This window comes from Yoonia sp. D2-7, from assembly GCF_055809435.1.
In genome coordinates this window covers 35,764-49,484 of record NZ_CM147912.1, presented here as the reverse complement: position 1 = coordinate 49,484, position 13,721 = coordinate 35,764, and the positions used below count along the sequence as shown (strand labels likewise).

Annotated in this window: 12 protein-coding genes; 5 read left to right on the top strand and 7 right to left on the bottom strand. The window is 54.9% G+C overall.

Annotated elements, in window-relative coordinates:
- Positions 1-6: 6 nt before the first annotated feature.
- The 4 genes from AC0L7R_RS00165 to AC0L7R_RS00150 all read right to left on the bottom strand — a co-directional run bounded on the left by AC0L7R_RS00165 (position 7) and on the right by AC0L7R_RS00150 (position 3,465).
- Complete coding sequence (locus AC0L7R_RS00165) at positions 7-618, bottom strand: ribonuclease H-like domain-containing protein (protein ID WP_473658224.1); 612 nt, start codon at positions 616-618, stop codon at positions 7-9.
- Between the two features lie 75 nt (positions 619-693).
- The gene (locus tag AC0L7R_RS00160; RefSeq protein ID WP_247129404.1) at positions 694-1,368 is read right to left on the bottom strand and encodes a GntR family transcriptional regulator; all 675 of its coding nucleotides are present in this window, start codon (positions 1,366-1,368) and stop codon (positions 694-696) included.
- Positions 1,358-2,380 (bottom strand): Gfo/Idh/MocA family oxidoreductase, encoded by a 1,023-nt coding sequence (locus tag AC0L7R_RS00155; protein WP_473658222.1) that lies wholly within the window; start codon positions 2,378-2,380, stop codon positions 1,358-1,360. The genes AC0L7R_RS00160 and AC0L7R_RS00155 overlap by 11 nt, the downstream gene beginning before the upstream one ends.
- Complete coding sequence (locus AC0L7R_RS00150; protein WP_473658221.1) at positions 2,380-3,465, bottom strand: isocitrate/isopropylmalate family dehydrogenase; 1,086 nt, start codon at positions 3,463-3,465, stop codon at positions 2,380-2,382. The genes AC0L7R_RS00155 and AC0L7R_RS00150 overlap by 1 nt, the downstream gene beginning before the upstream one ends.
- 207 nt (positions 3,466-3,672) lie before the next feature.
- Here AC0L7R_RS00150 and AC0L7R_RS00145 point away from each other — a divergent pair, with 207 nt between their 5' ends.
- The 5 genes from AC0L7R_RS00145 to AC0L7R_RS00125 all read left to right on the top strand — a co-directional run bounded on the left by AC0L7R_RS00145 (position 3,673) and on the right by AC0L7R_RS00125 (position 10,165).
- A complete protein-coding gene (locus tag AC0L7R_RS00145) occupies positions 3,673-3,966 on the top strand; it encodes an antibiotic biosynthesis monooxygenase (RefSeq protein WP_473658219.1) in 294 nt (97 codons plus the stop codon).
- A complete protein-coding gene (locus AC0L7R_RS00140) occupies positions 3,963-4,760 on the top strand; it encodes an MBL fold metallo-hydrolase (protein ID WP_473658218.1) in 798 nt (265 codons plus the stop codon). Before AC0L7R_RS00145 ends, AC0L7R_RS00140 begins: the two co-directional genes overlap by 4 nt.
- The gene (gene otnK, locus AC0L7R_RS00135) at positions 4,757-5,986 is read left to right on the top strand and encodes a 3-oxo-tetronate kinase (RefSeq protein ID WP_473658217.1); all 1,230 of its coding nucleotides are present in this window, start codon (positions 4,757-4,759) and stop codon (positions 5,984-5,986) included. The genes AC0L7R_RS00140 and otnK overlap by 4 nt, the downstream gene beginning before the upstream one ends.
- Positions 5,987-6,072: 86 nt before the next feature.
- Entirely contained in the window at positions 6,073-9,216 is a 3,144-nt protein-coding gene (locus AC0L7R_RS00130) for a choice-of-anchor Q domain-containing protein (protein WP_473658216.1), read from the top strand.
- Between the two features lie 10 nt (positions 9,217-9,226).
- On the top strand, positions 9,227-10,165 hold the full coding sequence (locus AC0L7R_RS00125) for a hypothetical protein (protein WP_473658215.1): 939 nt from the start codon (positions 9,227-9,229) through the stop codon (positions 10,163-10,165).
- On the opposite strand, the gene AC0L7R_RS00120 is transcribed toward AC0L7R_RS00125, so the two are convergent.
- From AC0L7R_RS00120 to AC0L7R_RS00110, 3 genes are read right to left on the bottom strand one after another with little or no spacing between them, the layout of a single operon-like run.
- Positions 10,162-11,838 carry a dipeptide ABC transporter ATP-binding protein gene (locus AC0L7R_RS00120; protein ID WP_473658214.1) on the bottom strand — a complete coding sequence of 559 codons (1,677 nt, stop codon included), beginning with the start codon at positions 11,836-11,838 and terminating at the stop codon, positions 10,162-10,164. The two genes, AC0L7R_RS00125 and AC0L7R_RS00120, sit on opposite strands and share 4 nt — an antisense overlap.
- Entirely contained in the window at positions 11,838-12,743 is a 906-nt protein-coding gene (locus AC0L7R_RS00115) for an ABC transporter permease (RefSeq protein ID WP_473658213.1), read from the bottom strand. Before AC0L7R_RS00115 ends, AC0L7R_RS00120 begins: the two co-directional genes overlap by 1 nt.
- Positions 12,743-13,717, bottom strand: a complete 975-nt coding sequence (locus AC0L7R_RS00110) for an ABC transporter permease subunit (RefSeq protein ID WP_473658212.1) — start codon at positions 13,715-13,717, stop codon at positions 12,743-12,745. The genes AC0L7R_RS00115 and AC0L7R_RS00110 overlap by 1 nt, the downstream gene beginning before the upstream one ends.
- Positions 13,718-13,721 lie beyond the last annotated feature (4 nt).

Below are 13,721 nucleotides of genomic sequence, written 5' to 3'. Positions count from 1 at the left end.
GCGTCCTTAATGTGCGAAGATGTCCGCGTCGGGCCACCCGTCCAGATCAAGTTTCGCACGCATTGGCAAGAAATCGAAACAGGCTTGCGCCATTTCGGTCCGCCCTTCACGCGCGAGCATAAGGTCAAATGCGGCCTTGAGTTTGTGCAAGTGTAACACATCAGAGGCCGCGTAGTTCAGCTGTGCGTCGGTCAGGGTTTCCGCGCCCCAATCGCTTTGCTGTTGGTATTTGGAAATATCGACGCTGATCATTTCGTGCAGCAGGTTCCGCAACCCGTGGCGGTCTGTGTAGGTGCGAACCAGTTTCGATGCGATCTTGGTGCAATACACAGGGGCGGCGAGTGTCCCAAACGCGTTGTGCATCGCCGCGATATCGAAGCGACCATAGTGGAACAGTTTGACGACGTCGGGATCGGCCAGCATTTTGCACAGGTTCGGTGCCTTGGTTTGGCCTTTCGCGACCTGAACAAGGTGGCAATCACCATCGCCGCTGGACATCTGGATCAAGCACAATCGGTCCCGATGCGGATTCAACCCCATCGTTTCGCAATCAATAGCGACCATTGGCCCTAGGTTTAAGCCATCAGGCAGATCGTTTTGGTAAAGGTGATTGGCCATAATGTGCGCTCCAAGTCGGTCAATTGCAGATAGGCTCTACAATGGTGAAGCGCAACTGAACGCAATGCGTATTGGTCAAAGACTGCTAAGGTGGTGACGTTCCAACAAGTTCAGCAAAATGTCTTTGGCTGCGATCCGGTGTTGCCTGTGCACTGTGCGCGCGCGTTCAGGATCGCCGGACCGGATGGCGTCAACGACCTGGCGGTGATCGTCATTTGATTTGGTCGGGGCAGGGCGCATGTAAAGTGTGACAAGCCGCGCCCGACGGACCTGATCTGACATCACTTCTGCGATCATGCGAACGCGTTCGTTATTCCCGAGACGCACAAGTTCGCTGTGAAAAACGTCATCGGCTGCGGCCCAATCTTCGCGACGATCCAGCACAAGCGCTGTGTCCATGTCCACGATGGCTTGGGATAAAACCGCCAGATCAGCGTCTGTCAGATTGCGGCTTGCAGCATTTGCGGCGGCGAGGCTTTCAAGCTCGGTTAGGACTTCGTAGACTTCTTCCATATCGCGTGGCGAAAACGGGGTGATGCGGACGCCTTTGCGCGGGCGAACTTTCAATAGACCTTGGCCTTCTAGTCGCAAAAGCGCTTCACGGACGGGGGTGCGAGACATGCCTAGTCGTGTCGCAAGTTCACTTTCCAGATGATCCGTTCCAGCACCAAGCTGACCCGAGAAAATAAGATCTCTCAACTGCTCGATTGCAACCATCGTATTTGACGTCGGTATTGCGCTATTGGTCATTACTTAACAATTCAACCTTTCTCATCAATCGCGCCGACCTGTAAACTGCCGCCTCGATTTCAATTACCTTGAGGTAATCATTCGCATCGTTTTCGAATGCGCCACCGTCCACAAGGCACTCCACGGCACACTTCTGGAGACTAAACGTACAATCGCCCCCAAAAGTTCCCGAATTATCCTGCGATATTATCTCTTTAGCTGTAGTGCTACCAAATTGACGCAACTGCGCTGATCCGTCGCCCATCAAGGTGATGGTTCCTTCGGTGCCTTCAAACAGCCCTTCGCCCATTGTGCAGCGCGTATTTGTGGCAGCGTGATCAAGGTTGCGGTTGCCGTCCAGAAGACAGCGCATTCCGTTCGGATGGTCAAACATGACCAGCCCTGCGTCTTCTCCTGCGATCACGGGATTCACCTTGCGCAGGTCAGCATAAAGCGCGGTTGGGTTGCCGAACATAAACCGGAACGTATCGATAAAATGCACGCCGGTCTCATGGATAAGGAAGCGTTCCATTTGCTGAAAGTAAGGCTGACGCGCGAGGTACGCGTCCGGTCCTTGGCCATCGCCCGGCCGTAATCGAAATGTCGCCTGAAGCGGTGCCCCGATTGCGCCACCGTCGATGGCCGATTTTATGACCCGATACCAAGGTTGGAAGCGGAAGTTTTCGTGAATGATCAGCGGAATGCCTTTGGCCTGCGCCAATTCGGTCATTTCCCGTGCTTCTTCGAGAGACGTGCAAAACGGTTTTTGACAGATGATCAGTTTTAGATCTGCGTTCAGACCTGTGCGAATGGCCTCTGCATGTGCGCTGGGCGGCACCGCGATATCAAGAATATCTGGTGCGGTCGCCGCCAACATGTCGGACAAGGATGTATAGCTTGGGTGGCCTGTCGCGGATGCTTTGTCGGGGTCATGATCCGCGACACCCACGATTTCGGTCTGATCAATCCGTTCCCAGCCATCTCGATGAAACTGGCTAAAGAACCCCGCGCCGAGACAGGCAACCTTCAGCATTAGGTCACCGCCAATTCGATTGCTGCTGCTGCCTGACTGGTCGTTGATGAACCGCCAAGGTCAGCTGTCACAGATGTTTTGTTGGCAACGGCTGCATCGACCGCTGTTCTGATCTTTCCGGCATCGTCCAGCATCGCTGCAATGTCATGTTTCGTACCAAGCCATTCCAGCATCATGGCGGCAGACAGGATCATCGCAAAGGGATTTGCTTTGCCTTCGCCTGCGATATCCGGCGCTGATCCATGACATGGTTGAAACACGGCTTGGTGCAGTCCGATGTCAGCTGACGGCGCGAGGCCAAGCCCGCCCATTAGTCCGGCCCCAAGGTCGGATAAAATATCACCAAACATGTTTTCAGTGACCATTACGTCAAAGTCCCATGGTTTTTGCACCATCCAAAGGGCTGTTGCGTCCACATAGGCGTGGTCAGCGGTCAAATTAGGATGGCGCGCCGCTTCTTCATCAAAGATGCCCCGAAAGTATGCAAAAGAGCGAAACACATTTGCTTTATCAACGCAGGTCACCCGACCCGGACCGCGGCCTTGTGCCCTGCGATCGTTAGCGAGATTGAACGCGAAGGCGAACAGTTTTTCCGAAACGCTGCGTGTGATCTGCAAGGTTTCGCGTGCGTAGTCTTCTGTGACTTCGCCGGTGCCTTGGGTATGAAAAAGCCCTTCGGTGCTTTCACGGATCAGCACGAAGTCGATGGATTTGCCTTCTGGCATCTTCAGGGGGGTCAGGCCGCCGGGGACGACGCGAACGGGGCGTACGCCGGCGAATAGATTGAATTCTTTGCGTAGGTCGATCTGCGGCGAGATTTCAGTGCCGTCTGGATAGCGGACGTCAGGCAGCCCCATCGCGGATAAAAGGATCGCATCCGACTTTGATGCTTTGCGAATGGATTCAGCAGGGAGCCCATCACCCGTTTGCGCATAATGCGCGGCGCCTGCAGGCAGGTTTGTGAAAACCAAATCATAGGCGTCACTTTTCTTTGCCATAGCATTCAGAATCGCGACCGTCGGCCCCATGATTTCTGGTCCGATACCGTCACCATCGAAAATGGCAATTTGAAACGATTTGGTCATTATAGTTCCCCTTAGACAGTCAAAGAAGTTTGACAGTCACTATAATTAATGCATACGTTAAAAAATGCAATAATGCATATTTACCTGGTGACACACTAGTATGCATTACACATACGCGAAGAAACCCTTTGGAGGGCAGGGGGAAAATGTTAATAACGACATCAAATTTCTACTGCGCACTGCAATTGGAAAAAGAAGGACAGGATCATGACTTACGCCGTTTGCGTGACATTCTCTTTGCATCCAGATCGCGTTGAAGATTTCATGCCGCAGATGATCGCGAATGCGCAGACTTCTTTGGCGCAAGAAGAGGGTTGTTTGCAATTCGATGTCCTAACGGAACCGGATCGTCCCGCTGAGGTGTTCTTGTATGAACTATACACAGATCGCGCTGCTTTTGACGTGCATCTGGGCAGCACGCATTTCAAAAATTTTGATGCCGCAGTTGGTCCGATGATCGCCGCTAAAAACATCAAGACATTCACGCAGGTTGCCCAATGACCGAATGGCAGGTCCATGCCGTGAAATACGCGGATCGCAATGCACGGACCCGTGCCGATAGCTTTATCTTCGATGATAATCACGATGCGCCTCATGCGATGGATTATTTCATGTGGGTGCTGCGGTGCGGCGATCAAACGATTCTTGTCGATACCGGCTATGATGGGGCAGAGGCTGCAGCGCGGGATCGTCCAATTCGCATGGATCCCGTCACAGCCCTAGCACCTTTGGGGATCAAGCCGGACGACATCACGACCCTTATCGTCACCCATCTGCATTATGACCATGCTGGCGGGCTCGATCTGTTCCCGAACGCGACCTTGCATATGCAATCTGCGGAAATGGCATACGCAACTGGCCCGTGCATGTGTCACGACACGTTGCGGATGCCTTTTACGGCGGATCACATCTGCACAGCGATCAAGCGTCTTTATGCTGGCAAAGTCGTCTTTTACGACGGTGATGGGCAGGTGGCGGATGGCGTGACCGTGCATTGTATCGGCGGCCATTCACGCGGTTTACAGGCGGTGCGCGTGCGGACATCGGCAGGGTGGCTGGTACTGGCGTCAGATGCGGCGCATTTCTGGGAAAACCTGCATGCCCGCAAACCGTTTCCGATCGTGGTGGATATGCAAAACATGCTCGATGGTTTCACGACGTTGGAGCAATTGGCAAGTCATCCAAATCTTATCATTCCTGGCCATGATCCCCTTGTTAGAGACTACTTTCCGCAGGGCATTGCGGACCATATCACCCGACTAGATCGCGGTCCAACACGAGACATAAAGACATGAAAATAGGCGTCATCGCGGATGATTTCACCGGTGCATCCGACATTGCCCTGACATTGGCCGAAGGGGGTATGCGGACGATGCAATTCGTGGGCGTTCCCGATGCTGACGTGGCGGACGTTGACGCGGGTGTCGTATCGTTGAAATCGCGCACGATTGCGGTGGATGATGCGATTGCCCAATCGCTTGCGGCTTGCGAATGGTTGCTGTCGCAGGGGGCCAGCCAGATCATTTTCAAGGTCTGTTCAACGTTCGATAGCACCGCAAAGGGCAACATCGGGCAGGTGGCGGAAGCCTTAGCAAAACGGCTTGGTGAAACACACGTCGTGACGTGCCCCGCTTTTCCAGAAAACGGACGTAGTGTCTATCAAGGGCATTTGTTCGTAAATGACGGTTTGCTGAATGAATGTGGGATGCAGGATCATCCGCTGACACCGATGACTGACGCGGATCTCAGGCGTGTGTTGGCGTTGCAGACCACGTGGGACGTGACCCATGTGCCGATGAAGGTGGTCGGCCAAGGCGCCGATGCCATTGAAGGCGCAATCGCTGCGTTGCCTGTGTCAATGGTCATCGTGGATGCGATTGCAGATGACGATCTGCGGTCTATTGGTGCGGCCGTGAAGGACCGAAAATTGCTGACCGGTGGGTCCGGTATCGCGATTGGACTGCCTGCGAATTTCGGGCTGACGACGAAAGCGGTGCCTTGGGACGGTGTGACAGGACCGGGCGTTGTTTTGTCTGGGTCGTGTAGCCGCGCCACACGTGGTCAGGTTGAAAAATTCACGAAAACGAACCCTGCGAAGGAATTATCTGCCGCTGACGTGATGGACCGCGCAGGAAAGGTCGATGACATCGTGGATTGGGTGCTGGCGCAAGATATGCCGCCTCTGGTCTATACCTCTGCCGATCCGGACGTCGTGCGCGCAGCCCAAGAGACATACGGCACCGACGTGATTGCAGGCGCGATCGAAAGCATGTTTGCCGATCTTGCGGCCGCTTTGGCAGATGCTGGCATCAACCGGATGGTCGTTGCGGGTGGCGAAACGTCGGGTGCAGCTGTGTCGGGGTTAAACGCGCAAAACCTGCGTGTTGGTCCGCGTCTTGCGGCGGGCGTGCCCGTGCTAGCGGTGGATGACCGTCCACTGGCTGTTGCGCTAAAATCCGGAAACTTTGGCGGACCGAATTTCTTTGCAGAAGCATTAACACTTATGGAGCGTCCGTCATAATTCGCCTTAATGATGCCTAGGCTGTGTCGTTCTGCTGGCCTGATGATCACCTAATTCTCGGCCTATTCGAGTGATTTTGGTGATTTATGCCTTCGACCTTTTACGTCAGCACTTTCGGCGATGATGCAAATAACGGCACGCGTGATTTTCCCTTTGCCACAATCGACGGGGTCGGCGATGCGCTGATGCCCGGTGATAGGGTCTACTATCTTCCGGGTACTTATCGGAATGATACCTATGGCGATCTGATCTGGGACGGCAGCGATTGGGTGCGCGATATCTGGAAAGATAGTTCCGATACCATCATTAAACTGAATGACGTTCACGGCACCGAAGCCAACCCGATTGTCATCAAGCCTTTGTACGACGGCACCGTCAAATTCCAGTACGACGGCAACGGCGCGATTGTACTGCGCGACAGCAGCCACATACGGATCGAAGGTTTTGAAATCGAAGGACCCGCGACATCGGTCACTTTAGATGACGCGTTGGACGCGCAGTGGACGTACCGGATCGCGACATCCGAGGACGCGGACGGCAATCCAGTCTACGAATATTTCGAACGTGATCCTAACGAAGTGCTGCTCGAAACTGTCAACGAGACGATCCAGTCTTACGAAGACGCAGGCATCGATCAAAGCGGATCAGGCAAGCCCGTCCTTTTCAATTCCGCAGCGATATCTTTGCCAAAAGGCAGTACCCACATCGAGATCGTGAATAATGTGATCCACGATAGTGCAGCGCACGCGATTTCTGCGCACGGTGGCAACGACTACATCACTGCGACGGGCAACGAGATTTACAACAACACCCAGCACACGTCGAATGGCACCCATGCGGTGTCGTTTAAGGGGCTGGATAGTTACGATGAAAACGACGGTTTCAAGATCATCGTGACCGACAACACGTTCCGCGACAATTACAATACTATGGTATCATGGGTTGGGTCCAAAACCACGGTCACCGTGAAAATTGATGAAGGGAAATCCATCCATTTTCAGAATGCGATGGACAGCGTCGATCCTGATAGCGGCACGATGTGGGATCACGGCCAAATGCTGGTCGCCAACAATTTGATTGAACGGGCTGGTAATGCCGCGGTGACCCTGAACAACGTGCGCGGCGCGACTGTTGCGAACAACACGATTGTCGATGCCGGTTATTTGAACACGTTGCTGGCGCAAGATGATGTCGCGGGTAGCGCATGGGAAGGGTATTTTAGCGGTCAGGGTCTTGTGTCAGGTGAACTGGCGTCGCTGGGTGCAATTAGGTTGGCAACGTCTGGCGATAATACGATCGCGAACAACCTGATCAGCCTGAGCGATGATACTGTCTTTGCCGTGGACGCATCTGCGGATGCGACTGCAATTACGGCCGTGACGAACATGTTCGTCGGCGGACGCGGTTTGCGCATACGGGCCGAAAGCGATACAACGGGTCCAGTTAGCGGGGGATTTGAAGAAATCGCCGACGCTGGCTTCCGGGATGCTGCTTACGGGAATTACCACATTGACCCAAGCTCTGCCGCGGTTAACGCGGGCACGAACTTGTCTGCTGTCACAACAGACCTCGACGGGGAATCCCGGCTCGGGACCGTTGATGTTGGTGTGTTTGAAAGCGACGAATCCGTTGATGGCTATAACCGTGTCCGTAGGCCCGATGTGATTGATACCGGTGATCCCCTTCTTGACGAACTGATCGACGGCTTGTTGATGGACAGCGTCTATGATGCTGGCGGGGAAATCACATACACCTTTGATTTAACAGCCGATATCGCCTTTGATGATGCGAATTCGGTTCTGAACCAAGCCTCTATCGACCGCCATTTGCAGGTCTTTGCGGATGTCACCGCATACACAGGTGTGACGTTCACCGAAGTGGACGCGCTGGAACAAAATGCGGACCTTTATTTTAGCTTCCGCGAAAACACATCAACCGCATATGTCTATGGCTACAACGGCGGAGTCATGCATGTGTATAACCCCGACCGCGATACGCCGATTATGGGCGACTACGTTGACCATTTGATCTTGCATGAATTGGGTCACGGACTTGGGCTTGAACACGCCCATGACGACCATGGTGATCATGGTTTGCCGGACGCCTATCAAGGTCATTCGTGGAGCGTGATGTCATATCGCGCCCACCCGGATACGAATTCCCTGTATTATGGCACTGAACATGGGCCGGAAACGTTCATGTTGGCTGATATTGCAGCCCTGCAGTACCAGTTCGGGGCCAACTTCGAAGCCCAGTCAGACGATACACTTTACCAAGTGAACTTCAGCACAGGCGAGCTGTTGATTAACGGCGAATCCCAAGGCCTGCCGAACAACAACAAGATGCAGCGTGCGATCTGGGATGGTGCGGGCATTGATACGCTTGATCTGTCGAATGGCGAAGATCACATGACGATCAACCTTCAGCCGGGTAGCTTCACCAGTTTTGGCGAACGTTTCCTGCCAGATACGACGGGCGAAGGTGTATACTTTGCCGAAGGCAATATCGCCAATCCCTATCTTTACAACGGCAACCTGTCGTCCCTGATCGAAAATGCCATCGGTGGCGGTTTCCGCGATCTGATTATTGGCAACGTGTTGGATAACACCCTGACAGGTGGCAACGGTGAAGACGGGCTGTACGGGCTTGCCGGCAATGACACATTGATCGGTGGCCGCGATAACGATCTGATTATTGATGGTCTGGGTCACACAACGGCCACGGGTGGCGCTGGTGATGATGTGGTTGTTGCGCTGTCCGGTAACGGAAACCTCCAAGGCAACGGTAGCAATGACGTGATCATCGGTGGGATCGGCGCGGACAACCTGTCCGGCGGTGTCGGCAATGACAAGATCCGCGGCGAAGGTGGTCGTGGCCTGATGTTTGGCGATGACGTCATTATCGGCGGTCGGGATGATGACCTGCTGATGGGGGGGCGTGGTGCTGATCAGTTTGTGTTCCGCCCGGACGACGGAAACGATGTCATTGCGGGTTTTCTTGTCGGTGACATTACAACGGCCGCAAGCCGCGATATTGATCCGTCGAGCGTCGATTTCACGGTCGGTGTGGATACCATCAAACTGTCCGGTTTCCGTGACATTGACGCCTCAAACGTCATGGATTTTGTGACTGACGGTGCGCAGGGCGCTGTGTTCTCTGCCGAAGACACATCAGTCACGGTGTTTGGCGTTTCTGCCACGACGTTAAGTGCCGATGATTTTGTATTTTAAGGGTTTTCAGATGTTTGTCCCAAAGGTCATTTTGATCCCTGCTGCGGTGCTTTTCCTGACAATCCTGTCCGCATGTGGCGGCGGCAGCGGTCCAGTGGCCGTTAATGTGCCTATACCTGTGCCGACCGAGCCGACACCGGTTGATCCTGCAGACGTTGACTTGCCAGATGATCTTGCGACTTCAACCCCGCCAATCGAAGACGAAGTTGCACCGTCGTTGGATGGTGCGGGCACAGTCGCACCTGTTGAAATCGATCCAAGTGATCCGGTTCTTTTGGCGACATTGGCAGCAATCGAAGCGAACCAAACTGTGATTTCATCCGCTGCATTGGTCACAAACACCGACGGCAGCCGCAGCGTTTTGACCCGCGACGGGTTGTATGAACGAATTGATGGATCGCTTAGCCTTGCTGACGTGGCTGCGTACCTCAATAATGATGTGCTGGGCGACTATGATAACGCATCTTCGTTTCATCAGGCCGACGCGGTTGGGATTGTTGGTTTGGCCACGCCGCTTGCCGATCTGCGCACGACGGGTGATGCGCGGTTTGAAGGTGGTGCATCCGGTTTTGTCATCACCGGCACAAACGGTGTCGACCTGATCAAGGGCCGTAGCGTTGTTGACGTGGCATTTGGTGTGAACCGCTTGACCGTGACGTTGGACGAATTTGAAGGTGTTAGCCAGATTAGCGGCCTTGTCGTGGATAGCCCTGTGACCGAGATCAAGCTGCGCAATGCAGTCATTGCCGACGGTGCGTTTTCGGGCGGGACCTTGTCGCTTCGCGATAGTGACGGCGCTGTGGACATTACGGGGTCAGACACGACGACGGTCGCCCAAGGGCAGTTCTTTGGGTTGGATGCCGACGGATCAACCCCTGACGAGGTCGGCGGTTTGATCCTGTCCGAAGGCACCAACGGCATCGTTTATGGCACGTTCATCGCCGACTAAAGCGTTGGCGTCAGCGACAGCAGGTTTTTCGAATAGTCGGCCTGTGGATTGGTGAAAAACGGCTCTGATCCGCCTGATTCCATGACTTTCCCGCCTTGCAGAACTGTGATGTCATCCGACATCTGCCGCACGACGGCTAAGTTATGACTGACGAACAGCATTGTCAGTCCAAAGGTGCTTTGCAGGTCTTTGAGCAGGTTCAACACTTGGGCTTGGATCGACACATCAAGCGCTGATGTCGGTTCATCGCAAATAAGGAAGCGGGGCCGCGCCAGTAGCGCCCGCGCCACCGCAATGCGTTGCCGTTGACCGCCAGAGAATTGATGCGGGTATTTGTCGATGGCATCAGGTGCCAACCCAACAAGCGACAACATCGCAGCACATAACGCGCGGCGCTTTTTGGCGTCGTCTTCTAACCCGTAAAGCCAAAGTGGTTCCGCAAGCAGCGCGCCAACACGGTGTCGGGAATTCAGGCTGCTATAAGGGTCTTGAAACACCATCTGGATGATCCGCCGCGATGGGTCTTTGCGGCCCCGTGATTTTGCGTCGGGCAGCGGTTTGCCGTCCAGTGTCATCGTGCCCGCGCTGGGCTGCACGAGACCGGTCAGAACCTTTGCCATGGTCGATTTACCGGACCCGCTTTCCCCCACCAGACCCATTACTGTGCCGGGTCTGACAGACATGGAAACAGAGTCTAATGCGGTGAAACTGTCGGGTTTGCGGAACAGTGACGTGCGTTCGCCAGCGAATTTCACGGTGATGTCCTGCGCTTCCAATCCGATGGGGTCTTGGATGCCGCCGGCCAGTAACCACGCCTCTGCGTCCATGCCGCTGACGATTTCGGGCGCGTCGACGTCGGCTTCGGTTGCGGGAACAAGGAAACGGTCGATCTTTTGATCCAGACGCGGAACAGCGGCGAGCAGGGCACGCGTGTATGGATGTTCCGGCAGGCGCAGAACGCGTTCTGTTGGGCCGCTTTCCATCACTTTTCCGCCACGCAAAACGGTGACGTTATCGGTAATCTGCGCAATCACACCAATGTCGTGGGTGATTAGGATAAAACCGATCCCGCGTGTGTCCGCCAGTTCGCGGATCAGGTCGAGAACCTGAGACTGCACCGCTACGTCAAGTGCGGTTGTCGGTTCATCCGCGATGATCAGATCGGGGTTCGTGCATAGCGCAAGCGCGATCACAACACGCTGCCGCATGCCGCCGGAAAACTGGTGGGGGTAGGCCTTGATCCGGTCACTGGCGTTCTTGATTCCGATTTCGGTCAGCAGATCAACGGCGCGCGCCCTTGCATCAGAGTCTGAAATGTCCTCGTGCGATTGCATCGTTTCAATCAACTGATCTTCGATCCGCATCAGGGGGTTCAGGCTGGTTTGCGGGTCTTGGAAGATCATTGAAATACGGGCACCGCGCACCGCATGTGCCTGCGCGGTTGTAAGATCGCGCAGGTTGGTGTCGCCCAAAGACATCTCGCCTTGCGCAACATAACCGGGGCTTTGCAGCAGCCCGATGATGGCGGCGCCGATGGTCGATTTGCCAGCCCCGCTTTCACCGACAAGGCCGTGGATTTCGCCTGCTTTGACACTGATATCCACGTTTTCGATAGCCGTGAATTCACCCCGCCGCGACGGGAACTTGACGGTCAGATTTGTGACGGACAGCATCAGCGCAACCTCGGGTTAAAGACATCGCGCAAGAAATCACCCAGCACGTTGATGGACACGACAAGGGCGACAAGGAACATCGTTGGCACCCACAAAATCCACCATTCGCCGGACAACAGAAAACCCATGCCGATGCGGATAAGCGTGCCTAACGAAGGGGAATCCGCCGGTAATCCGATGCCGAGGAACGATAGTGTGGCCTCGAGCAGGATCGCGCTGGCAAGGTCCACGGTCATGATCACCAGCAGTGGCCCCATGATATTGGGCAGGATATGCCACAGCATGACGCGCAGGGGATGTTGGCCCATGATCATTGCGGCTTGCACGTATTCTTTGTTCTTTTCGACAAAGACGGACGCGCGGGCGGTGCGCGCAAAGTTCACCCACAGCGATAGGGCAATTGCGGTTGTGAGAACGATCACCCGCAGTTCTTGATGTATGTCCGAGGGCAGAATGCCGCGCGCGATGCCATCGATGAGCAATGCGGTCAGGATCGCGGGCAGCGCCAATTGCACGTCGGCGACCCGCATGATGATCGCGTCCAATCGGCCGCCGTAGTAGCCCGCGATCAGGCCAAGGCTGACCCCTAGCACCAGCGCGATGGCCATTGCGACGATCCCGATCAGCATCGACAGGCGCGCACCGTAGAGGATCGCCGCGACCATATCGCGGCCTTGGTCGTCAGTGCCGAGCGGGAAACGGGCTGTGCCGAATTCTTCCCACATGGGCGGCAAAAGTCCGTCCATCAGCGAAAAAGACGCCAAATCATATGGGTTAGTGTCTACGAGCCATGGCGCGAAGATTGCACCAAATAGGATCGCAAGCGCTGTGAGTGCCGCAATAATCGCCGCTGGCCTACGCCGGAAAAGCCAGAAACCGTCACTGTCCCAAAGGCGATACAACATTACGCTGCCTCCTTCACGCGCAGGCGTGGGTCGATTGCCACGTAAAGCAAATCAACGATCAGGTTCACCAGAACGAAGAAGAACGCGATCACGACAAGGTAGACGCCCATCACCGGAATATCGACGAACCGTATGGATTCGAGGAACAGCAGGCCCATGCCAGGCCATTGGAAAACAGACTCTGTTACGATGGAAAACGCGATAACGCCGCCGAATTGTAGACCGATAATTGTGATGACAGGGACCATCGTATTTGCGAGCGCGTGTTTGTAATGTAGCGACCGTGTTGGGATACCGCGGGCCATCGCGAAGCGGATGTAGTCGGTTTTCATGACTTCCATCATCTGGGCGCGGACGAGCCGCATGGTGAGGGTCAGTTGATAAACCCCCAGCGTTAGAGCCGGTAATATCAATGACCGCCAGCCGTCGAACGTGAGGAACGATGTGCTCCACCCGCCGATTTGTGTGGTGCCGGATCGGCCAAAGGTTGGTAACCACCCAAGTTGCACGCCGAACAGGAAGATCAGCATGATCCCGATCACAAACGTGGGAATTGATACGCCGACAAGGGTCGTCAGCAAGATCGCTTGGGATGCGACGCCGCTTGGTCGTAGGGCCGTGTAAACGCCAGCGGGGATGCCGATGATCAGTGAGATGACCAGCGCGAAGGTGCCTAGCTCTAACGTCGCGGGCAGGCGTTTCGCGATCATTTCGCCGACTGGTTCGCGGGTTCGGTAAGAATACCCAAAGTCGCCCTTCAACAGGTCCGTTGAGAAGCGGTAGAATTGCAGGGCAAAGGGGTCGTTCAGTCCAAGGTCTTCGCGTAGGCGTTCACGGTCCTCGACCGAGGTTTCGACGCCAGTCATCTGGCTGACCGGATCGCCCACAAAGCGGAACAGTGAAAAGGCCAGAAACGCGACAGCCAACATCACAAACGCCGATTGGACGAGCCGTTTGAAGATGAGATAGATCATCGTA

Bases quoted from the DNA above. Each gene is read 5' to 3' on its own strand.
- AC0L7R_RS00165 (WP_473658224.1), bottom strand. From the start codon at position 618: ATGGCCAATCACCTTTACCAAAACGATCTGCCTGATGGCTTAAACCTA.
- AC0L7R_RS00160 (WP_247129404.1), bottom strand. From the start codon at position 1,368: ATGACCAATAGCGCAATACCGACGTCAAATACGATGGTTGCAATCGAG.
- AC0L7R_RS00155 (WP_473658222.1), bottom strand. From the start codon at position 2,380: ATGCTGAAGGTTGCCTGTCTCGGCGCGGGGTTCTTTAGCCAGTTTCAT.
- AC0L7R_RS00150 (WP_473658221.1), bottom strand. From the start codon at position 3,465: ATGACCAAATCGTTTCAAATTGCCATTTTCGATGGTGACGGTATCGGA.
- AC0L7R_RS00145 (WP_473658219.1), top strand. From the start codon at position 3,673: ATGACTTACGCCGTTTGCGTGACATTCTCTTTGCATCCAGATCGCGTT.
- AC0L7R_RS00140 (WP_473658218.1), top strand. From the start codon at position 3,963: ATGACCGAATGGCAGGTCCATGCCGTGAAATACGCGGATCGCAATGCA.
- otnK (WP_473658217.1), top strand. From the start codon at position 4,757: ATGAAAATAGGCGTCATCGCGGATGATTTCACCGGTGCATCCGACATT.
- AC0L7R_RS00130 (WP_473658216.1), top strand. From the start codon at position 6,073: ATGCCTTCGACCTTTTACGTCAGCACTTTCGGCGATGATGCAAATAAC.
- AC0L7R_RS00125 (WP_473658215.1), top strand. From the start codon at position 9,227: ATGTTTGTCCCAAAGGTCATTTTGATCCCTGCTGCGGTGCTTTTCCTG.
- AC0L7R_RS00120 (WP_473658214.1), bottom strand. From the start codon at position 11,838: ATGCTGTCCGTCACAAATCTGACCGTCAAGTTCCCGTCGCGGCGGGGT.
- AC0L7R_RS00115 (WP_473658213.1), bottom strand. From the start codon at position 12,743: ATGTTGTATCGCCTTTGGGACAGTGACGGTTTCTGGCTTTTCCGGCGT.
- AC0L7R_RS00110 (WP_473658212.1), bottom strand. From the start codon at position 13,717: ATGATCTATCTCATCTTCAAACGGCTCGTCCAATCGGCGTTTGTGATG.